Raw genomic sequence first — 19,611 nt, forward strand, 5'->3', positions numbered from 1 at the left:
CCTTCTTTTTATTCTCGATAGTTTGACTGTTAGTATTTTCGATTTATTGTGAGGTTTTCATGGAGCAATTGTATTACTCCCTTTTTATCATGATCCTCGGTGTAGCTGGTTGCATAATCTATTTTGTGGGTAGCAACTTCCTACTTACTCTGATTTTTCCCTCCCGTGGTGTTTCAAATGAGCAGAAGGCAAAAAATATCAGCCGCGCTGCGTCGGTTCGACCTTGGCTGTTTTTAGGTCCTGCGCTGTCATTTCTAGGGCTGTATTTGGTTTACCCAATTTTTGATTCTTTCATGCTCTCTTTACATGACCGAAGCGGCGATGTTTTTATCGGAGCAGATAACTATGTCTGGCTGTTGAATGACAGAGAGTTCTTAGAATCACTACTGAATAATATGTTGTGGTTATTGGTTGTGCCGGCAATGTCGACCTTCTTTGGTTTAGTTATCGCTGCGATGACTGACAAAGTGAGTTGGGGAAACATCGCTAAGAGCATGGTCTTTATGCCAATGGCTATTTCCTTTATTGGCGCGTCGATTATCTGGAAATTTGTATACGACTATAGAGCGGAAGGTTCTGAGCAGATCGGCATACTTAATGCGATTGTAGAAGCCCTTGGTGGTACGCCAGAGGCATGGATAACCATACCGTTTTGGAACAACTTTTTCTTAATGGTTATTTTGATTTGGATCCAGACCGGTTTTGCTATGGTTATATTGTCTGCCGCGTTGCGCGGTATTCCTGAAGAAACCGTTGAAGCTGCAGTGCTAGATGGCGCAAATGGCGTTCAAATATTTTTCAAAATTCTTATCCCTCAGATATGGGGAACCATTGCCGTTGTTTGGACAACCATTACGATTACCGTACTGAAGGTATTTGATATTGTTCTAGCCATGACGAACGGTCAATGGAATACACAGGTACTTGCCAATATGATGTTTGATTGGATGTTCCGGGGCGGCGGTGATTTTGGCCGAGGAGCGGCTATTGCCGTCATAATTATGGTCGCGGTTATTCCAGTGATGGTTTGGAATATTCGACAAGCCAATGCTCAAATGGAGGGACGCTAGATGTCAGATGCACAATTTGGCCTAAGTAAGCTAAGGCGTTCACCTTTAACAATTTTAGTTCACTTATCGGTGTTGCTGGTGGTGATTCTTTGGACTCTTCCTACTGCTGGCTTACTTATTTCATCGTTTCGAGATAAAGAACAGCTTGCTGTGTCAGGCTGGTGGACCGCACTATCCGCTTCAGAACAGAACCTAATCGGAAGGACAGGCCATCCTGATCAACAAGTACAAAAAGATGGTGTGTACGTGTTGGAAGGACAGTTAGGCGAAGATGGCAATGCGATAAATGTTAAACGCTTTGGTGCATCATCTAAAGCGCCAACCAAATATATGCCTGGAGAGACGGCACCGATGCGCAAAGGGGCAACCCTGACCGTTAGCGAAGATGGCTATTACGTTATGACCTCGCCTGAACCGTTTAAAGGTAGTCGCGGTAAGCGTGTTTTCTATACTTCCGAAGTGGCACCTAAATTTGGCTTGGACAACTATCGTGAAGTATTAACCGCAGAGGGCATAGGACAGTCTTTCATTAACTCGTTAACGGTAACCATACCTGCAACGATTATCCCTATCTTGATTGCTGCTTTTGCCGCGTATGCGTTGTCTTGGATGCGGATGCCGGGTAGACCTATATTGATCGCTCTGGTTGTTGGACTATTGGTTGTACCGTTACAGATGTCGTTAATACCGCTATTGAGGTTGTACAACGAGGTTGGTGCTTTCTTTGGTGTTGGTGCCAAAACATATTTGGGGATATGGCTTGCCCATACCGGTTTTGGTTTGCCGTTAGCCATTTATTTATTACGTAACTATATTTCTAGTTTACCAAGAGAGATCATTGAGTCGGCTCGTGTTGATGGCGCGACTGATTTTGAGATATTTGTTCGAATTGTTTTACCACTTTCTTTCCCTGCATTGGCGTCATTTGCCATCTTCCAGTTCCTTTGGGTTTGGAATGATTTATTGGTGGCAACCGTGTTCTTAGGTAATGGTGAAAGCGAGTTGGTGCTTACCGGACGACTTAGAGAACTGCTTGGTTCTCGAGGAGGAAACTGGGAGATATTGACGGCCTCAGCGTTTGTCTCTATTGCCGTTCCGCTAGGGGTATTTTTTAGCCTTCAACGTTATTTAGTGCGTGGATTGCTTTCTGGCTCAGTTAAGTAAGCGGGTTGAGTTAAGTAATCTGGTGCAATAAAACAATTTGATAAAGAGAAGAATTCGATGACTGGTTTAAAATTAACAAATATTAAAAAAGCCTACGGCGACACTGAAGTACTGCATGGTATTGATTTAGATATCGATATTGGTGAGTTTATTGTTTTTGTTGGTCCGTCAGGTTGCGGAAAATCGACTCTGCTTCGTATGATCGCAGGGTTAGAAGATATCACCAGTGGGGAGTTAGAAATTGAAGGGGCAGTCGTTAACGATATGCCTGCCGCCATGCGTGGTATTGCTATGGTGTTCCAAACTTACGCGCTATACCCGCATATGACCGTATATGACAATATGGCCTTTGCTATGCGCATTGCAAAGGAATCAAAAGAAGAGATCGACAAACGGGTAACACAGGCGGCAGAGATGCTGCAATTGACGCCTTATCTTGGTCGGTTACCTAAAGCACTCTCTGGTGGACAACGTCAACGTGTGGCCATTGGTCGAGCCATTGTCCGGGATCCTAAAGTATTCTTGTTTGATGAGCCATTGTCTAATTTGGATGCGGCTCTTCGAGTGCAGACCCGAATAGAAATTGCCAACTTGAAAGAGAAGATGGATAAGACCACCATGATCTATGTTACCCATGATCAGGTGGAAGCGATGACATTGGCGGACAGAATTGTGGTGTTGTCGGCGGGTAAAATTGAGCAGGTAGGTTCGCCATTGGAGCTATATACCAACCCGGCTAACATATTTGTGGCGAGATTCATCGGCTCGCCAGCAATGAATATTTTGCCTGCGGAGTTAGTCGCTGCAGGAGAGAGTGGCACGGTTCAATTTAGTAATGGTAACCATGCTGTCTTCCCGCATTCGTGTCCAGAGACGTTATTGAATCAGCAATTACAGGTGGGTATTCGCCCTGAAGATTTTGAACTGGCAACAGAAGAAGAGTCGTTCGTTTCAGGTCAGGTGCTGTTTGTGGAGTCACTTGGTGAAGTAACGCTATTGCATATTGAAGTTGAGGGGCAGGAAGAACCTATCGTCGCGAAGTTGCCGGGTATTATCAACCAAAGTAAAGGACAGACCATTCATCTTAAAGCATCGTCAGACACGCTTCACTTGTTTGATAACAATGATATTTCAGTCAAGCACTTGTAATTAATCGTTAAAGTTATTTCGGCGGGAGGCATTATGCCTCCCTTTTTTATGCCAGTATTGACCAGTTACTCAATGGAAATATTTACCGTACAGGTAGGTTATGCCATAGTGGGTTACGATTTGAGCAAAAACAGAAGATGCTTGAACTTAATGACAGAATTTAAAGGTAAATAGATGCAAGCTGAAGTGAAATGGGTTGAAGAGTTTAAATTTGTTGGACATTCACAGTCGGGACATCAAGTTGCGATGGATGGTAATGGTGGTGAAACTGCACCAAGTCCTATGGAAATGGTATTGATCGCTGCTGGCGGTTGTAGCTCGGTGGATGTAGTTGACGGACTGAAAGAGCAAGGCCAAAAGGTAACGAGTTGCACTGCTAAACTAACGACCGAAAGACAAGAAACCGCGCCACGATTTTTTACCGCCATCAACATTCATTTTGAAGTGTCTGGCGAAAATCTTGATCAGGATTTGGTTGAAAAGGTTACTGCAGATTCGTTAGAAAAATATTGTTCAGTCTGTTTGATGCTAGCAAAAGGGGTAAAAATGACCCATAGCTGGGCTATAATTTAACCATAACTATGTGTGGTTTGTTCAAGAATGAAGCCAAAGGTCATAGAGTATCGACCAACAGTATGTATGATAAAACGCGTTTTATGACGGCACAGTATATGTGACGGTAAAATATGTAATTGACCTCAACAAACAGGATTGAGAGACGTTTATGGCACGATTAGTTAACAACAGACAAGCCGTTAACAGTAACCAATCAATGAATATGGGATTGGCCTCTAAATGCCGAGGAATGTCGACGGTCATGACGGTGTGGTTATCATTTGTGGTGGTGGTGGCCATTTTGGCCGGATATGTAGGTTTTGTTACTTATCAGCAGCATATCGACCCGAATCGAGTCTATGGTAAATGGACTGAAATTGGTGGTCCAGAATGGGCGGCGGATCAGTTCTATCTAAGTGAAAATGGTGTTAAGAAAAACAATCGCTATTTGGCGACGTTTTTCTTGTTTGATGGAAAGATCGTGACCTATCAGAGTGGCGACAAAACCGTAGAGTTACAGATTTTTGGTAAAAGTGATGAGAGACTACGCCGTATTACGGGCGGTGGTCATGCGACCTCATTTATCAAAGAAGGCTTTGAACATACCTTACCTAAACAAGATAACGTGGGGCCAGCACGTAGAGTCTCATTAGCGGAGCATTTTCAAAGTAAGAAGTGACCAAGCGTAGCCGAGAGAGGCTAAGCTAGTTTCAAGTTTAACCGAAGATCCAGTGGTAAATCTGCCAAATGACCAGCCAAAGCGCAGCGTGTGTGTTCTATCTCTTTAGGTAGAATCGCTGTGTTTGGTCGGGTTTTAATCGTGACATCTACCCGTAGTTCTCTACCAATTTTGGTTAAACCTATCAGTTCAATATCGTGCTCTCTGACTCTAGATACCGCACGCATACCTTCATCAACCTTAGTGCAGATCTCTTCGCTAGGCCTCATCATAAGCAGTTCACGTAGCGCATCTTTTAACATCAGCAGAGGTACTTTAATAAAGTAAACAGATATCAAGCACATCATGACAGGGTCGGCGTAGACAGCGTACTGAGATGAAGAAGAGTGGCTTATTATCCATGCAACAATAAATCCTAATGTGACTGCGATACTTAATACGGTATCCATTTTCCATTGTTTTACTTCAGCATCTATCAACCCACAGGCTAAACGTTGGTTTTTCTTTTGTAGATACCACCAAGTAAAGCCACAACCGATAACGTTAATAACGCCAAAAAGTACTGCAATGGTGGACTCTATTGCTCTACCACCATTAAATAGATCAATCGTTGCATTATAAAGTGAGACGGCAACTACAGAGAGTATTACCATACCTTTAATCGCAATGACTGCCGGCTCTAACATTGCTTTACCAAAGGGAAAACTGGATTTTGAAGGCTGTTGGATATATCTGGCGACCGCCAGTGATAAGAGCGTTAAAAGTAGACTGACTAACGAGTAAAAACCGTCAAAAAGAATCACTAAAGAGTCTGCAATAAGCCCTAATACCAGCCCCCCTAGAGCGAATGCCGACGCAAATAGAGCGGAAAGTATCAGTACTCTGTTCTGTTGATTGGTTGATAAAAATGACATTGCTACTCTCGGTTAAAAACCTGTCATTAATATTGACAATCTAACGGAAAGTTACAATGAGTGATTAAAATTTCCACATCGAATAATGAGAGGGGTGATAATTACTTGAATAAAAACAGTAAGATAAGTGGCTATCTACCTGTCAAATAAACTGACGCTCACTGCTGTGCGGTTAAAAATCGAATAAGAAGTCGCTGAGTTTGTCGGTTAACCAAAGCATACCAGGATCGTCTCCCATACCTGCGGCAGTAAACATGCAGTAATCTTCTTGGGTTAACCCATAGGTGTGTTTAATGACGGCCAACTGCTCTTGGCGTAAATGGTGTCGTATAAGAGGTTCAGGAAGTACTCCCCACGCCTCTTCAGACAATATGGTGTTCAACATATAATCAAAACTGGAAAAACCAATGTAGCGTAGAGAGAATGGCTGTAACTCTGGGTTATCTTTCTCGTTCAGATAGGCCATGGATGCTTGCATATGCTTTCTTAGCTCGTCATCAGAAACACGGCGCATTTTACTAAGGGGATGCTCTTTTTTACACACCGACATCATACGGATCTTTCCCAATGGCTGGTAAATGACTCGTGGGTCATCATTTCGCTCATAATCCACACCAAATGCAAAGTCCACTTGCTTTGTCTCAACCAGATTTGCCAAGTCACCACTGGATGCGAGTACAATATTGAAGGATGTCGCGGGAAAGTTGTTGTTGAGTTGGTGCGCGAGATCTTGCCACAAGTCATCTGGTAATGCGTCATCACGAGCAATCCACACTTCTGCGCTAAACTCGGCAGATGCATGGCTACAAGTTTGTTTAATTCGGGCATAGGTAAAAAGCAAATTTTCACAATCTTTATAGATCGCTTTACCAGCTTCTGATAACTCTACATGATTGCCGCTACGAGTAAATAATGAAACATCGAGATCTTTTTCCAATGCTTTGATTGCCATACTAAGCTTAGTTCTATTGCAGTTTAATTGTCGTGCCGCCTCAGAAACAGAACCTAGATCGGCGACTTTGCAAAATGCTTCAATATGTGACAAATTCATCATTACTCCTTGATTGCCAGCTAAACGGATGACTTACAATGCGTAAATGTGCATTCGATAGCTTTTGAGTGAGTCAAGGGTAACTAATTTGCTTCACTTTTCCCACGTATTAGGTGAACAATGTTGCTTCTATTGAAAAAAAGTAAAAAAGATCGACATTTTGGCGTGAAGCGAATAAGTAATTTGTTTACCATACGTAAGCAGATCTAAAGGATGTATACGGAGGCCAAATGGCTCATAACTGGGATAGTTGAGTATAACCCTTTCTCTATTAATCATCATTTTCCTTTCTTGTTCCCATACCTTCATTTCAACTCAATTAAAACAATGGATTGATATGATTTCGTATTGTATCTTATCTTTGGGTTTTATGTTTTTTCTTACTTTTACATTTGAATTTGCGTCCAATTATGCGTCCAAATCTTAATGTAGGTGCGTCCAATTATAAGAGATCTTATTGTGAGTATTACCGACAAACAGCTAAAAGCAATTGTTAGATATAACACCTATACTGGGCCATCAGAACTAAGTGACGGCGAAGGTTTTATTGCCAGGGTGTCACCTAAGGCAAGAATTACATTTCAATATAGGTGCCGGTTCAACGGTAAGAATCAGCGATTTAAGATAGGTAAATATCCGATAGTTAGCCTTAAAGAGGCAAGGCAAATTCATAAAAGAATGCTAGAGCATAAAGAAGCGGGACGAAGTCCTGAAATAGCATTAACTTGTGAAACCGAATTTATTACTTTGGATGACTGCCTGAATTATTGGTTTGAAAATAAAGTATCTACTTTGAAAGAAGGTACTCAGGTTCTATATAAATCGGTTGCCGATAATCATTTCTATGGCGAGTTCCCTGGAATAAATGTAGCAAGTATTACCGCTCGAGAATGGGTGGTATGGTTGGATAAAATCGCAGAGAAGAATCCCAAAGTGGCAAACTCAGCGTTTGCTCGGATGAGAGCGTGTTTAAATTTTTGTAAAAGTAAGTTTCTTATTGATGGTACTCATCTTGATAAGATTAGACAGCAAGATATAGGTGCCCCCTCAGATGTTGGAGATAGAGTACTTACTTGGAGTGAATTGGCAAAAATCTGGATAGCGATAGAGCGAAGCCAAGCGGCCACTCCAACGAAGAACCTTCATCTTATTACATTGCTATGGGGAAACCGGATATCAGAGCTTAGATTAGCAAGGCGAGAACATTTTGATATGAAGGCGGGGATATGGACGGTACCAGCAGAGTTGAGCAAAACTAAAAAACCAATTCGACGTCCGATACCGGATAAGGTAAGGCCTATCTTAGAGAGAGAAATGCAAATTTATGACGATGTCCTTTTCCCTGGTGCTAAATTAGATATTCCACTGTCTATTGCTTCTGCAAATCGATACATTCGTAGGTTAAGAGCTGGTATCGATATTCCAACCTGGAGAACTCATGACTTTAGACGTTCAATATCAACGGGAGCTTCTGAACTTGGTGTCATGCCGCATGTGGTTGAAAAGATGTTAGGACATGAATTAGGTGGTGTTCTGGCTATCTATAACAAACATGATTGGTTGGACGAACAGTTGGTGGCTTATAACTTGTATGCAAATAAGATCTTAGAATATGTTGCACAATTGCGATGTTATTTATTAAGTTAGTTTTATATTTTTAAGTGACAAGGTTTCTGTGTCTTTGAAATTTATTTTTAATAAGTATTTCTATAGTGGCATAGATAAACATATACGCCGATACTTAGATAAAGTACTTTTAGTATCGGCATATGTATTTTAGAAGTTAAATGCAAGCCCTGCGAACAAAGTACTTGTGTCAGATTCAATGACTCTATACCCTCCTTTTATCGAAAGCTGGTCGGTAATTAACATGCCGAGCTCTCCACCAAAGGTGAACCCTGAATCCACTTCATCGGCGAGATCGGAACTCGTTGTGTTGCCGTTAACAGTATAGCTTGCTTTACCTGAAGCAGATAAATTGGCATACCCCACTTGTCCTCCAATGAAAAAACGGCCTAAGTAGAACCTCGGTTTGTAACTTAGGTTTATTGCTGTTAATTCCAGTTCTCCAGAACCTTTGATACCAAGTGCTGTGTCATCAAAATTATATTTTGCAGTTCCTAGATTTATGTATTCAAATTCAAATGCATTGGTCCAGCTACTAGATGATGGAAGTTGATAACCAAGCTGTATTGCATACCCAGAACCGTCTTTCTTAGAGGCTGATGGGATTTCTGGAAAATTAGAATGTACATAATCGAGTCCAACATAAAAATTTGACGGGTCATTAGCCGCCAAGGCAGAACCAGAAGTGAAAACTGCGATGGATAGTATAGTGAATAATTTATTCATATGATATTTCTCTAAATTTAACATTTTGTAGTGGTTAAAAAAGACTGCTTACGAGAGAGCAGGTTAAATAATCGTTCTAATTCATTGGTATCAAAAAGTTATTTTTTTGAAGATTAATTAGTGAAAAGAAAATTGAATACCTAGGTTTATTCCAATTTCTCTTTCTTCTCTTTTTGCGAACTCAAGACCAGCAATTAGCCCAAATGTGGAGCCAAACTGAAATACATTCTTTACTTCGATAGCATCGCGAGCTGTGTCAAGAAAGTCCCGCTGATAGGAGATATGGGCCATCCAGTGATTAGCAATTTGACTCTTTATGCCTCCTTTACAATATAATCCTTCTTCAGTATTATTTTCGGCATAATCACTTTCTGTTCTGAAATTAACAACACCACAAGAAAAAGGTGTTGAAAATATAGGGTTTCTAAAAGTAATATAACCAACGCCTGCCTCCCACTTATCAACACTAGTACTAAATCGAGTATTAAAGGCAGAGTAACCTTCAATAAAAAAATCGCCCACAATGTTCGCACTTAAATCTAGATATAAACCACCTAGAGTCTTATCTTCTTTATTATCATATTCGTCATTCGTGTAAGGCTTTAATGCACCAGAACTATATTTAATGCTAGTGTAACCAAAACCGAGATGAGAGTAATTTTCTGCAATATTACTATCCGCAATAGCTGGTAGAGAAAGTAGGGCTAAAAGGAGTGTTTTTCTCATTATAATTTCCTTCATTATAACTTAATGTAACTTGTCTTTACATTTTTGTAACTTAATGGGGCTGTATTTTACATTTTGATGCGTAAAGTAAAGGTATTACTTAATATATTTACTTTATTTATTTGTATTTTTCAATAGGCAATATTGATTTCATGAATGCGTCTAACATATTTGATGTGTATGAACATTAATGCGTTCTATTGAGCTTTTAGCACGATAGCTGTTATGTTAGGTGCATGTTGGTTATAGGATCAAGTATGATCGGTGGTTGAAGAAGTATAATACGAGTCTACGGGCTCAAGATGATCTTTGTTATAAACTTGGAGAAGAAAAATGGAAACTGTTATCAACCAAGCAATTGTATTGAGGAAAGAGGAAAAGTACCAAGAGTCTAGGGCTTTGTTAACAACGTTATTAGATGATAATAGTTATGCAGCGATAGCTCATTTACATATAGCGTGGTCATATGACAATGAAGGTAAGGAACAAAAAGCTATTGAACACTACCTATCATCTTTGTCGGGCATGCTTTCTTCGATAGAGAGGTTTGATGCTTTATTTGGTTTGGCGAGTACTTATCGAAGTATTGGGAAATACTCCGAGGCATTAAACTATTTTGAGCACATTATAAATGAGTATCCTAGTTTTATCGAAGTTCAGCCTTTTTATGCTATGTGCCTCTACAACTTAGGCCGCCACAAAGAAGCAACTTCGTTGTTGCTTAATCTTATAGTGTCAACAACAAACAGTGATGCAATTAAAGAGTATCAGCGGGCTATTTCATTATACGCACAAGATTTAGATAGAACTTGGTAAAACGGAGTGTATTTAGCTACTTGGTAACAAGTTTTGCGATATAGGAAACAACAGGTGCTATATTAATCTTTTCATACTGTGTAACTTTCTATATTAAAATACGTTCTGTATTTTTATGGTTTTTCAAGGGGTTCTATATGAATATTAGGCCAATAATTCTTATTATCGTTATTGCTGTTTTTTCATTTTGGTTGGGGGTTCTAGCTAATGAGTTTTATTATGATGATATATGCTTAGATTTAGGTGGTGGAAAGAACCCAGGAGACTATCCTATTTGTATCATTGAAAAATAAAAATCAAGAGTTTTATATGAAAGTAAAATTATTTATTGCTAGTACAATCATGCTAGTTTCATCTGCGCTGTTTAGGGTATTAGAGATTAAATTTTATGGTGATATTGGTCCTGATGGCGTACTCCAAGAAAGCTTGTTCCTTCCTTTGTCATTTATTTTCTTTGCACTGGCAATAGTTCTTTATCTTTTATTAATAATAAAGTGGATAAGAACAAAAATAAGAAGTTAATAAAAGTAACTGAAAGCTTATTTATAGAATAAAAATAATTTTAGTAAAACTAAGTGTTAGATTTGTCATTATGGAGTAACTAAAAGGATTCAGAGTCATGTGTTCCTAATGATAATTTTAGGAGCCGATTGACGGCTACAAATGGCGTATGAGGCATGAGGGCAGACAACAGGCGGGTTGCTTCACAGCGTCAGAATTCCTGTTACAGAAGCCGAAAGTATCGTCAAACTCTTTTCTATGATCAGATAAAGAAAAGCTTATCTCGCAAGGCAAAGGAGTCTGTTGAGAGAATGGTCTGATGAACACTTTTTTAGAATCTTAAAATCAGAATGGATGCCAGCTAGTAGCTACCGTAGTTTAGCTGGCCACAGATTCGAAATAATCAAAGGATTAACCAGTGAAAATAGATGTTGCGTTGTATATCCGAAGAGTTATTGCTTAAGTAATCGTCGAATTACATTAAGTGAAAATACGACTTAAGTCATATTCATCTGGTAGAGTACGTGGGATACTCACTGTTTTTGAAAACTAGCTAAAAATAATGATGAACAACAAGAATTTAATCATACTAGGTGCAGTTGTAGTGCTATCCGGCTGTCAAACTACCATCGAAGCAAATCAATATAGTGTTCTAGATCCTGAGACTAACTTTTATGTTAACACCCCAATTGTAGTCGCTACGTTTGATGAGAATGACCTTTCTTCTAAGTATTATATTCGTCCAGTCATTGATGCTTTAAAAGAACGTGGCTTTATAAATGTTTACTCGAGTAGTGAGCTGGTGGATAGCGATATTACGCCTATAGCAGCTGCATATATTAAACTCGATAAAGAGTACGATACATACACATATGAGTCTGCTGATTATGGCATGGTTGATAGCGGTTATTCGACGACAAATTGTACTGGATTTGGATTGACAGCTACATGTAGTAGTACACAGCAACAAACATTTGGTGTAACGGGGACATCTAAAAAAATTGGGACTACGGTGTTTCACTCTTTTGCTTTACATTATTATGACCTTGCCTCTGGAAAGAAAGTCTTATTCTCAATGGGGTCAACCTTTGACAAGAGTTGTAACACTGATTTTCTATATAAATTTCTAATTGATGAAACTATTTTACGTACTGATTTCGAAATTCCAACGGAATATAAATACAAAACAAAATTACCAGATGGAACTCAATGTAAGTAAAGAACCAAAGAGCAGATTAGAAACTGATGAATATGAAGGCGAATGTTGAAAAGTAGCTGTAGTTCGGGATATTAGGTTAATTCAACTGTCTTTAATGGGTAAATGAAATGTAAAAAGAGAGTATAAGTCTAGTTTTACTTACTCTTTTATTCCACATTAGAAGTGTATTATTAAATTAAATAATAAACTATAGGAGAAGAAATTGAAAAAAATATCTAAGTTAATACAATTTATGTTGTTAACAGTTTTTGCTGAATGCAAACGAGTAAGAAGCGCTATCGAAGTCCCCATTTCCGTTTTCCTTACGTATTCAAGAGTATCGCTTAAAGGAAGAGCCTACCCTTGCACAGGTAGGCTTAATGAAATGAGTAATTGCGAGTACCCGATTTCATGTAGAAACCAGATGCTACAGAATTGAAATTAAGGAAAATGTGACAAGAGTGATAGCCATTTATAGCTATAGCCAATTACTGCTTACTAATAAACCTTTATTCAAAACCATCACCCAAAGTCTCCTTTGAATAGAACTGATAATGATTTCTTCCCGCCACATTTTTACAGGCATACATCGCTAAATCAGCGTTGTGGACCAATTCGGTAACAGATTTAGCATCATCAGGGTAAACAGAAATACCCACGCTAACTCCAATATCAAATTGAATATCATCCATTTCGAAACCGTCCTCGAAGAGAGAAAGAATTCGATGAGAAAACTCGATAAGTATATCTAAATCGTCCAACCCTCCCACTATGATTGCAAATTCATCACCAGATAACCTGAAGAATTCAAACTCAGAGACAATTAGAGTTTCCCACTCATAATCTACAAAACTCTCGACGAGGCGTTTTGCAAATACTTCGAGTAAGTGGTCTCCAATATGATGTCCATAATTGTCATTCACATGTTTAAAGTTATCGATATCAAAATAGATAACGGCGCATTTTTTATCCTTTTGGGTGCAGTTATCCATGATGCGCGTGATATCTAGGTTGAATTTTTTCCTATTTGGTAAGCCCGTAAGAGAATCTCTTTTTGCCAGATCATCGAGTTCAGTGATCAAATCAATGTATTTATTGTTAAGGATGGAGACTTCGTCGTTACTCTTCAAACGTTCTAAGTAGATTAAATCATCATAATTTACGGACTCTACTTGCTCAGTAAGCCTCTCTACTGGCTTAATGACCTGTTTTACTATAAGCCACTTTAGTAGTAAGAAAGTGACCGAAGTTACTAACAAAACAATAATAATATAAATAAGCTGAAAGGGTTTATACAATTCATTAAGGTACTCTTCAAAGAAACAAATCTTGATCAACCATATGTCATGCATCAATTGAAAACCAAATTCATGGTCTGGCAGAGTATTTTTTTCTAATTGTTCTTCGTTCGACAGCGAATGCGAAGTTGCATTAGGTCTAAGCATCAATTGAGCATCCGGACCAAGCTTACTTTTTACCGAATTTTGAAATTTATCGTAGTGCTTAAGTTTAGAGCGAACCACTGCAGTTAATAGTATCTGCCCACGAGAAAAGGTTGGAACAGTGTAACTCTGCTCAAATGTAAATGTCTTTACGACTAGAAATTCAAGGCCTTCAACACCATCGTCTAATTTGTAGGTAGAGGAGTTAACGCGAGCCACACCTCTCACATCTAATGCTTGTTGAATCGCAGCAAGGTGATCTGTCACAACCATATCAGCAACGTATTTTGTAAATGGCTCCGACATGTTAAAGTAAATAAGCTCTTCGCCATTAATATCCACCAGAGCAAAACTCTCGATCGTACTGTGATTAAGTTTTAATTGATTAATATACCTCTCTAATTCTTTCTTCATATAATACTGAAATGTGTCATCATTTATTTCAATGATATGCTTTTGAATATGGTAGCTTTCTAGACTCATTCTGATAGCAGAATCTAACTCTCTAAGTGCTTCATTAAGGTCATTAGAAATATAACTAAGTTCATTTTGTATTTTTTCCGATAACGACAAGTTCAGTTGCATTTTTTGACTGAAATACGAAAACACTCCGGCGATGGAGAAGATCACAATCATAACAGGAAGCAGAATATAATTAATCTTTAACGACAGTTTCATTTTTCTATCTTTTCTTTTTTGTTATGAATAACAGTGAGTATTCGGCTTCTCAAGTCTAAAGCTTCTTTACTCAATCTCTTATAGGTAAACGATAAATTACTGTCTAATCCCATTGGAAACAACTCATCATCTAGTAGATAATCATCACTTGCGAAATCCAATACGTGTTTGTTCGAGCTTGCGAACCACATCTCTTCAGCATTTGTTGCCGATCTCTCAGGAGTGTTAATAAAGTTAAGAAACTCAATTGACGCCTTGCCAATGGGCTTCTCTTTATTGACACTAAAGCATTCATGCCACATCAAGGTGCCTTCTTGAGGAATCGTGTAAATCCAATCATCTTGTTCTGTATACGATGCTATTTGTCCTTTTTCTCCTGAGTAGATAACAGCAACTTCCATTTTAGAACCTGATTTTTTATCTCTAGCATAACTAACACCCGTTCTTATTACTAATAACTGCTCTCGGACCTTCATCAATAGTTTGTATGCTTGTGCTAGTTCAACTTCATTTTCGGTCATGGGATCAAACCCTAACGCCAATAATGCGATTGCAACAGTATCCACATCATCATCAGGAATCACAACGGTCAAAGGGTGTTCTAATGCGTAGTCGAAAACGTCCATCCAAGAGGTTATGCCTTCAGTGACCTTTGAAGAGCGAAATGCGACACCCATGGTACCATTAACATACGGGATGCCATATGGTTCACATACTCTGCGAGATACATCAGTGAAGCTTGAATTACGATCATCTAAAGTATTGGACAAATCCCCTAAAAAACCTTCACTTCCCAGTTCATCGAGCGATGACCCATCAATAATAAATAGGTCATAGGCTAAGGCTTTACCAGAGTAAACCACCACATTACGCAACCTTTCACTTTCAAAATAAACCTGAGAAACGGTATGGCCATACTGTTCTTCAAACTCCTCTATCAGAGTATCCGAGATATAGTCTTCCCAAATGAAAATTTTGAGCGATTCGGCAATACTTTGTGTTGAGAAAAAAATGGAACAAGTTAAAGAAAAACAAGTTAAAAAACGCATCATATACCTATTATTAATGAACTTGATGGAGTTTAACCATGACGTTAATTTTATTTTTATTAATTATAAACTAGATTTTACCTCCTTATTCGATATTGTGCTGAGATTTATATTCAATTTAGGGTAAATAATTGATTTATGAAAACCTCTACCTAGATAAATAGTTGAAAATGTATAACGTCGCCAAGTTAAACTTTTCATATTGGCTCAAAAAAACTAAATTCGAGCCATATGGAAAAGAAAGAAACCGCAACTTGGACGGACTTAGATTCTATAATCGGAGTTCTAAATGAGGTTGCTCAGGTTAGAGCTCTCAACCATATGTTCTACCCTACGGGTGGTGGTCATACGATAACAGCCGCCTCAAAAGCTAAAGAAGATGGGATGTTAGCTCTACATGTTGGTGAAAAATCTAGCACGCTTTTATCCTAAAATAAGCGGCGTTGTATCAGATACCAGCTTTCTATAAACTACTACAGTTGGCATTCTTGTAGTAAGAGGACTTTCTTAGCGTTATGTGTTTAATTTAAAGCTGTTAATCAACACTAAACCCACCCACATGCACCTGCCAGGCATTAATGCTTTCACGTAGAAAACGCTGTGGGTTACTGGATATAGGGTTAGGAAAGTTGCGATGATGACGCCAACTGATGATTGCACCGCGCTTAACTCCAAACGTATCCATTACCTCTTGTAGGCACATGAGATTATTTGAGGAGTCAGGATATTTTTCTGCGTCATATAGAATACTAGTGGGTTGAGCCTTCTCTTCTTTCGGCTCTAGGAATGCTGGTGGAGTGTAGTTAAAGCTGTTTATATGTTGCATGATGGCACCTGTAAATAACAGGCTATTACCGTAATAGCGTATTAAGGTAATAGCCTAATAGAGTATTAACTTATTGCTTTACTCGAATAAGCTGGTCTTTAAGGTTCGGCGGTGTGCCTTTTATGATAAGCGTATCGGTTTCGGGGTCATAGAAAACACGTTCCCCAAGCAGGGTTGAATCAAAGCTGATGTTAAAGCCTCCTCCTGCACCTACGTACTTAGTCAGCTTTCTAATAGCTGTGCGATCTGCTGGAAAGCTTTTTTCAAGCTCGTAACCTTTATCCTGTGTGTAGTTGTAAAGACTGGTACCGTCTTCGCTTAAAGGGACTTCCGATGAAAGCTCTTTAACCACAATTTCTTCGTTTAAATTGAGCTGTTCATTGCAATAATCATGGACCTGTTTTTTGTAGCTGGTGGTTTCTTCCTTATCTAATTGGCCATCGCTACAAAAATCTTCGACTGCCTGCATCAGTACCTGGTTTTGTTGCTTAGTATCAAAACCAGTATCGACTTGCAAAAAATCCAAAAAGAAATCGGAAATTTTTCGACCAACACGGCCTTTCAAGAAACTGACATAACGATTGCTGTCCTTGTCGAACTCCATTGTTGTGAGATCAATACGAGCAGCAACAGTCATGCCGGTGACATTGAGGTGATCTGTTGCGCCTACATCAAGGTGGCTATCTACTTTAAGGCTCTCTATGGAAGGAAGAATGGCAATAAAGAGGTAATCAGTAGCTAGGCTTTGGTACTGAGCAAATATAAAAACGCCAGTATCAGCGAATGGATACTTCGTTAATTCGTTTTTCAGCCGTTCTGCTGAACGTTTAGAAAACTCGTAGTATTCGATATCTTTGCTTTTCTGTTTGGCAAGCCAGGTACTAAACTCGCTGTGCTCTAGAAAGCTACCGAATCCTTTACCTGCCTTTGCGTTATATACTCGATGTAGTTCTGCAACAAGTTGGTAGGCCGAAGCATTAAGATCGAGTAGGTTATCTCGGTAATTGACGACTAATTCATCCTGGTCATTCATCTCTAACTGATGAAGGGCGATGTGAGAAATGGTTAGGCTCATAATTGTGCTTCCGTATTGGGTTAAGGATGGCAAATAGCCGGAGAAGTGTTGTGGTAACCAAATGTTCTGCAGTAGTCATGTACCTGCGATTTCGGCACAGTTTTCAGAAATTTGCGCAAGAGCTCGTAACTCGCTATAGTTAAGTCGTTCATAACTATTCCTTATGTTGGTAGGTTGTGAAACAAAGACCCTGAACGTTGGTAGCGGAGCAGGGTCTTTTGCTATCTGGAGTATGCCTTTATAGGCGTTTTTTCTTTGCTAACTTAGCCATATCATCAATGCTGTTTTGCTTAAAAAACTGAGCAAGAGCCATTTCAACAACTTCAGAAACAGAAGCATCTTTAATACGGTGGCTAAAGGTCAGCTCATCTACCCAGTGGTTAAGTGTGTCTATCTGTTCGATTGGTAGGCTGACACTTTGGCCTTTCTTTTTTGCCTTGTTAGGCTTAGTGAATGAGGGAGAGGTAATAGCATCTTTGCTAACCGGCATCTTCATATCCCAGCACCTCTTTTAGTTCATGAAACAGTTCTAAGAAGTTGTCTCGAGCTTTCTTACCTTTATCGCCCATTTCCAGAACACTTAGGCCGTGAGGAACGGAGCCCGAGAATGCTTTGTTGATGTAAATACGCGTATCAAGTAAATCTACATCGTCAAAATGCTTCAATGTCTCTGCCGTACCAATGGCATCATCCATATTACAAAGTGGCTGGCACCGGCTAAGGAAGAAACGGGATTTAAGGTGTTTATTGGACCATCTGGCTTTTTCGATAATCTTAAGAAAGTCGGGTAGGGTATTTACATCAAGCTGGCTTGGTTCCATAGGGCAAAGAACAAGGTCGGCAACCTCTAATGAGGAAACCAGCTCCTGAGTAATACCGCCTTCAAGATCCACAATCACGTAATGGTATTTACTGTCTAGATTACGAAGCCCTTGGCCAATGTCTCCCCTTAGGGAATAACAGTGAATGTCAGGTTTAGTCTCTCTTAGGTAGTTCCATTTGGTGACAGACTGCAGGTCATCAGCATCAACCAGTACAACGTCATAACCTTTTTGCATCAACGCCACGGTTAGGTTAAATGCGGTGGTACTTTTACCTGGTCCACCTTTAGCCGTTCCTATGGGGATAATCATGAAGCCTCCGAAATACTGAGAGTATCGAGCGCTTCTTTTGCCCAGTTAATATCGGCTTCCACTTTGAAGAGTTGCTTTTTGATAATCAGGCCGTAAATTTTGCTGACACCTGAATCCACTGACTCCGCGAGTAGTGCCGCTTGTTTTGCTTCACATTGTGTTAGAAAAGCATGAATTTTGTCTGAGGCGACTTCATCGCTATTGGAGGCAAACAGGAGAACAGCTAATTTGTCTCGAGTCACTTCCAACTGCAGTTCTTCATGCCGAAGTTCTGCTAGGTGTTTTTTGCCTGCAGGTGTCAGTGAATATTTAATGCGGTCGGGCTTTCCTGATTGAGGCTCTATTTGAGTGGTAGCAAAACCAATTTGCTCAAGTTTGCTTAAATCTCGATATACCTGCTGATGGCTAGCGGACCAAAACGAGTGCCATTTTTCCTTTATCATTTTGGTAATGTCATAGCCAGTTAGACCGTCGTTCTCTTCAATAGCGGCAAGGATAAGTGTTGGTAGGTTCATAGGTTATTTCTCTATTCGGTTAATAAGGTAATTGGGTGTTAGGCTAATAGCGTAATAAAGTAATACGTTGGTAGCGGAGTAAGGTATTACGCTATTAGCGTATTGGGGTAATACACTCAGAGTGCGCTTGAGAAGCGGTAGCTAAAAGAATCTTTTTAACTCGGCTAAACACTTGCTTGGTAAAAGGTTGGTCAGTGATTTTGGAAACCGCGCCAAGCTTGAGTACTCTATCCAACGTTTCAAGGTGTGTATCTCTGGCTTCTACAATCATGGATATCAGTAATTCATCCATGCCTTCAGTACGAAAAGGTCGTTGGATAGATTTAGAGAACCTGGCGCTGCTTAACTCAATACCAATCTTCTCGAAGAACAGACTATCAACCAGTGAGAGGGCTTCTTTTCTGGTTTCGGATAGCTCCATGAGCAGTGTTGTATCGTCCTGGTACTTTTGCATCTCAGTAGAAAAGTCATCTTCAAAGGACTCAACAACGATGCTGCGGTATTGTTTAAATAGGTTTATGTAAAACTCGGCTGGTAGCCTCAACTGTTTATTTGCAACATAAGCGCAGAGCTTATCGGTTGAGCGTTCATAGATTTTGTCCATAACAGTTCCTTGTAATCAAAACTCACTGGATCAGTAAGCTTTGATAAAAGCTGTATTCCTGTTCGTGTCCGTAACAGTCATCGCCCAGCTTTGGCGATTCGATTTTTGGGTTAA

The 19,611-nt window shown here is 39.6% G+C and carries 22 protein-coding genes and 1 pseudogene; 11 read left to right on the forward strand and 12 right to left on the reverse strand.

Annotated features, from left to right (window positions below; genetic code table 11):
• Positions 1–59: 59 nt before the first annotated feature.
• From F0227_RS11745 to F0227_RS11770, 6 genes are all read left to right on the forward strand, one after another.
• Positions 60–1,070 (forward strand): sugar ABC transporter permease, encoded by a 1,011-nt coding sequence (locus tag F0227_RS11745; protein WP_171753396.1) that lies wholly within the window; start codon positions 60–62, stop codon positions 1,068–1,070.
• A complete protein-coding gene (locus F0227_RS11750; RefSeq protein WP_171753397.1) occupies positions 1,071–2,234 on the forward strand; it encodes a carbohydrate ABC transporter permease in 1,164 nt (387 codons plus the stop codon).
• 57 nt (positions 2,235–2,291) lie between these two features.
• Complete coding sequence (ugpC, locus tag F0227_RS11755) at positions 2,292–3,383, forward strand: sn-glycerol-3-phosphate ABC transporter ATP-binding protein UgpC (protein ID WP_171753398.1); 1,092 nt, start codon at positions 2,292–2,294, stop codon at positions 3,381–3,383.
• 33 nt (positions 3,384–3,416) lie between these two features.
• Positions 3,417–3,557 carry a hypothetical protein gene (locus tag F0227_RS11760; RefSeq protein WP_171753399.1) on the forward strand — a complete coding sequence of 47 codons (141 nt, stop codon included), beginning with the start codon at positions 3,417–3,419 and terminating at the stop codon, positions 3,555–3,557.
• Entirely contained in the window at positions 3,558–3,956 is a 399-nt protein-coding gene (locus F0227_RS11765; RefSeq protein ID WP_171753400.1) for an OsmC family protein, read from the forward strand.
• A gap of 151 nt (positions 3,957–4,107) precedes the next feature.
• Positions 4,108–4,617 (forward strand): DUF2850 domain-containing protein, encoded by a 510-nt coding sequence (locus tag F0227_RS11770; protein ID WP_171753401.1) that lies wholly within the window; start codon positions 4,108–4,110, stop codon positions 4,615–4,617.
• 20 nt (positions 4,618–4,637) lie between these two features.
• Here F0227_RS11770 and F0227_RS11775 read toward each other — a convergent pair whose 3' ends face one another.
• Together F0227_RS11775 and F0227_RS11780 are read right to left on the reverse strand one after the other, a co-directional pair.
• Positions 4,638–5,531 (reverse strand): cation diffusion facilitator family transporter, encoded by an 894-nt coding sequence (locus F0227_RS11775; protein WP_171753402.1) that lies wholly within the window; start codon positions 5,529–5,531, stop codon positions 4,638–4,640.
• Positions 5,532–5,703: 172 nt separating this feature from the next.
• Entirely contained in the window at positions 5,704–6,582 is an 879-nt protein-coding gene (locus F0227_RS11780) for a LysR family transcriptional regulator (RefSeq protein WP_171753403.1), read from the reverse strand.
• Positions 6,583–7,041: 459 nt separating this feature from the next.
• On the opposite strand from F0227_RS11780, the gene F0227_RS22090 reads away from it, so the two are divergent.
• Positions 7,042–8,229, forward strand: coding sequence for a tyrosine-type recombinase/integrase (locus F0227_RS22090; protein ID WP_171753404.1), 1,188 nt, complete (start codon positions 7,042–7,044; stop codon positions 8,227–8,229).
• A 129-nt stretch (positions 8,230–8,358) separates the two neighbouring features.
• On the opposite strand, the gene F0227_RS11790 is transcribed toward F0227_RS22090, so the two are convergent.
• Both F0227_RS11790 and F0227_RS11795 read right to left on the reverse strand, forming a co-directional pair.
• Positions 8,359–8,934, reverse strand: coding sequence for an outer membrane beta-barrel protein (locus tag F0227_RS11790; RefSeq protein ID WP_171753405.1), 576 nt, complete (start codon positions 8,932–8,934; stop codon positions 8,359–8,361).
• Positions 8,935–9,051: 117 nt separating this feature from the next.
• On the reverse strand, positions 9,052–9,660 hold the full coding sequence (locus F0227_RS11795) for a hypothetical protein (RefSeq protein WP_171753406.1): 609 nt from the start codon (positions 9,658–9,660) through the stop codon (positions 9,052–9,054).
• Positions 9,661–9,993: 333 nt separating this feature from the next.
• On the opposite strand from F0227_RS11795, the gene F0227_RS11800 reads away from it, so the two are divergent.
• From F0227_RS11800 to F0227_RS11810, 3 genes are all read left to right on the forward strand, one after another.
• The gene (locus F0227_RS11800; RefSeq protein ID WP_171753407.1) at positions 9,994–10,476 is read left to right on the forward strand and encodes a tetratricopeptide repeat protein; all 483 of its coding nucleotides are present in this window, start codon (positions 9,994–9,996) and stop codon (positions 10,474–10,476) included.
• Positions 10,477–10,785: 309 nt separating this feature from the next.
• On the forward strand, positions 10,786–10,998 hold the full coding sequence (locus F0227_RS11805; protein ID WP_171753408.1) for a DUF3955 domain-containing protein: 213 nt from the start codon (positions 10,786–10,788) through the stop codon (positions 10,996–10,998).
• A 541-nt stretch (positions 10,999–11,539) separates the two neighbouring features.
• Entirely contained in the window at positions 11,540–12,196 is a 657-nt protein-coding gene (locus F0227_RS11810) for a hypothetical protein (protein WP_171753409.1), read from the forward strand.
• Between the two features lie 512 nt (positions 12,197–12,708).
• Here F0227_RS11810 and F0227_RS11815 read toward each other — a convergent pair.
• Positions 12,709–14,295, reverse strand: a pseudogene (locus F0227_RS11815) (GGDEF domain-containing protein); the annotation flags it as partial.
• Positions 14,292–15,344 carry a spermidine/putrescine ABC transporter substrate-binding protein gene (locus tag F0227_RS11820; protein WP_171753410.1) on the reverse strand — a complete coding sequence of 351 codons (1,053 nt, stop codon included), beginning with the start codon at positions 15,342–15,344 and terminating at the stop codon, positions 14,292–14,294. The pseudogene F0227_RS11815 and the gene F0227_RS11820, both read right to left, overlap by 4 nt.
• Before the next feature lie 231 nt (positions 15,345–15,575).
• On the opposite strand from F0227_RS11820, the gene F0227_RS11825 reads away from it, so the two are divergent.
• Positions 15,576–15,776 carry a hypothetical protein gene (locus tag F0227_RS11825; protein WP_253822084.1) on the forward strand — a complete coding sequence of 67 codons (201 nt, stop codon included), beginning with the start codon at positions 15,576–15,578 and terminating at the stop codon, positions 15,774–15,776.
• Between the two features lie 103 nt (positions 15,777–15,879).
• On the opposite strand, the gene F0227_RS11830 is transcribed toward F0227_RS11825, so the two are convergent.
• The 6 genes from F0227_RS11830 to F0227_RS11855 all read right to left on the reverse strand — a co-directional run bounded on the left by F0227_RS11830 (position 15,880) and on the right by F0227_RS11855 (position 19,497).
• On the reverse strand, positions 15,880–16,170 hold the full coding sequence (locus tag F0227_RS11830) for a hypothetical protein (RefSeq protein ID WP_171753411.1): 291 nt from the start codon (positions 16,168–16,170) through the stop codon (positions 15,880–15,882).
• Positions 16,171–16,240: 70 nt separating this feature from the next.
• Positions 16,241–17,245: a nucleoid-associated protein YejK gene (gene yejK, locus F0227_RS11835; protein ID WP_171753412.1), complete on the reverse strand. Its 1,005-nt coding sequence runs from the start codon at positions 17,243–17,245 to the stop codon at positions 16,241–16,243.
• A 238-nt stretch (positions 17,246–17,483) separates the two neighbouring features.
• Positions 17,484–17,741, reverse strand: coding sequence for a hypothetical protein (locus F0227_RS11840; RefSeq protein WP_171753413.1), 258 nt, complete (start codon positions 17,739–17,741; stop codon positions 17,484–17,486).
• Entirely contained in the window at positions 17,725–18,378 is a 654-nt protein-coding gene (locus tag F0227_RS11845; protein ID WP_171753414.1) for an AAA family ATPase, read from the reverse strand. The genes F0227_RS11840 and F0227_RS11845 overlap by 17 nt, the downstream gene beginning before the upstream one ends.
• On the reverse strand, positions 18,375–18,893 hold the full coding sequence (locus F0227_RS11850; RefSeq protein ID WP_171753415.1) for a PadR family transcriptional regulator: 519 nt from the start codon (positions 18,891–18,893) through the stop codon (positions 18,375–18,377). The genes F0227_RS11845 and F0227_RS11850 overlap by 4 nt, the downstream gene beginning before the upstream one ends.
• A gap of 94 nt (positions 18,894–18,987) precedes the next feature.
• Positions 18,988–19,497 carry a hypothetical protein gene (locus F0227_RS11855; protein ID WP_171753416.1) on the reverse strand — a complete coding sequence of 170 codons (510 nt, stop codon included), beginning with the start codon at positions 19,495–19,497 and terminating at the stop codon, positions 18,988–18,990.
• Positions 19,498–19,611 lie beyond the last annotated feature (114 nt).

It is taken from the genome of Vibrio sp. 99-8-1, from assembly GCF_013114595.1.
Taxonomy (GTDB): Bacteria; Pseudomonadota; Gammaproteobacteria; order Enterobacterales; family Vibrionaceae; genus Vibrio.

Bases quoted from the DNA above. Each gene is read 5' to 3' on its own strand.
- F0227_RS11810 (WP_171753409.1), top strand. From the start codon at position 11,540: ATGATGAACAACAAGAATTTAATCATACTAGGTGCAGTTGTAGTGCTA.
- F0227_RS11825 (WP_253822084.1), top strand. From the start codon at position 15,576: ATGGAAAAGAAAGAAACCGCAACTTGGACGGACTTAGATTCTATAATC.
- F0227_RS11855 (WP_171753416.1), bottom strand. From the start codon at position 19,497: ATGGACAAAATCTATGAACGCTCAACCGATAAGCTCTGCGCTTATGTT.
- F0227_RS11765 (WP_171753400.1), top strand. From the start codon at position 3,558: ATGCAAGCTGAAGTGAAATGGGTTGAAGAGTTTAAATTTGTTGGACAT.
- F0227_RS11750 (WP_171753397.1), top strand. From the start codon at position 1,071: ATGTCAGATGCACAATTTGGCCTAAGTAAGCTAAGGCGTTCACCTTTA.
- ugpC (WP_171753398.1), top strand. From the start codon at position 2,292: ATGACTGGTTTAAAATTAACAAATATTAAAAAAGCCTACGGCGACACT.
- F0227_RS11800 (WP_171753407.1), top strand. From the start codon at position 9,994: ATGGAAACTGTTATCAACCAAGCAATTGTATTGAGGAAAGAGGAAAAG.
- F0227_RS11790 (WP_171753405.1), bottom strand. From the start codon at position 8,934: ATGAATAAATTATTCACTATACTATCCATCGCAGTTTTCACTTCTGGT.
- F0227_RS11775 (WP_171753402.1), bottom strand. From the start codon at position 5,531: ATGTCATTTTTATCAACCAATCAACAGAACAGAGTACTGATACTTTCC.
- F0227_RS11830 (WP_171753411.1), bottom strand. From the start codon at position 16,170: ATGCAACATATAAACAGCTTTAACTACACTCCACCAGCATTCCTAGAG.
- F0227_RS11850 (WP_171753415.1), bottom strand. From the start codon at position 18,893: ATGAACCTACCAACACTTATCCTTGCCGCTATTGAAGAGAACGACGGT.
- F0227_RS11780 (WP_171753403.1), bottom strand. From the start codon at position 6,582: ATGAATTTGTCACATATTGAAGCATTTTGCAAAGTCGCCGATCTAGGT.
- F0227_RS11770 (WP_171753401.1), top strand. From the start codon at position 4,108: ATGGCACGATTAGTTAACAACAGACAAGCCGTTAACAGTAACCAATCA.
- F0227_RS11840 (WP_171753413.1), bottom strand. From the start codon at position 17,741: ATGAAGATGCCGGTTAGCAAAGATGCTATTACCTCTCCCTCATTCACT.
- F0227_RS11795 (WP_171753406.1), bottom strand. From the start codon at position 9,660: ATGAGAAAAACACTCCTTTTAGCCCTACTTTCTCTACCAGCTATTGCG.
- F0227_RS11805 (WP_171753408.1), top strand. From the start codon at position 10,786: ATGAAAGTAAAATTATTTATTGCTAGTACAATCATGCTAGTTTCATCT.
- yejK (WP_171753412.1), bottom strand. From the start codon at position 17,245: ATGAGCCTAACCATTTCTCACATCGCCCTTCATCAGTTAGAGATGAAT.
- F0227_RS11745 (WP_171753396.1), top strand. From the start codon at position 60: ATGGAGCAATTGTATTACTCCCTTTTTATCATGATCCTCGGTGTAGCT.
- F0227_RS11820 (WP_171753410.1), bottom strand. From the start codon at position 15,344: ATGCGTTTTTTAACTTGTTTTTCTTTAACTTGTTCCATTTTTTTCTCA.
- F0227_RS11760 (WP_171753399.1), top strand. From the start codon at position 3,417: ATGCCTCCCTTTTTTATGCCAGTATTGACCAGTTACTCAATGGAAATA.
- F0227_RS11845 (WP_171753414.1), bottom strand. From the start codon at position 18,378: ATGATTATCCCCATAGGAACGGCTAAAGGTGGACCAGGTAAAAGTACC.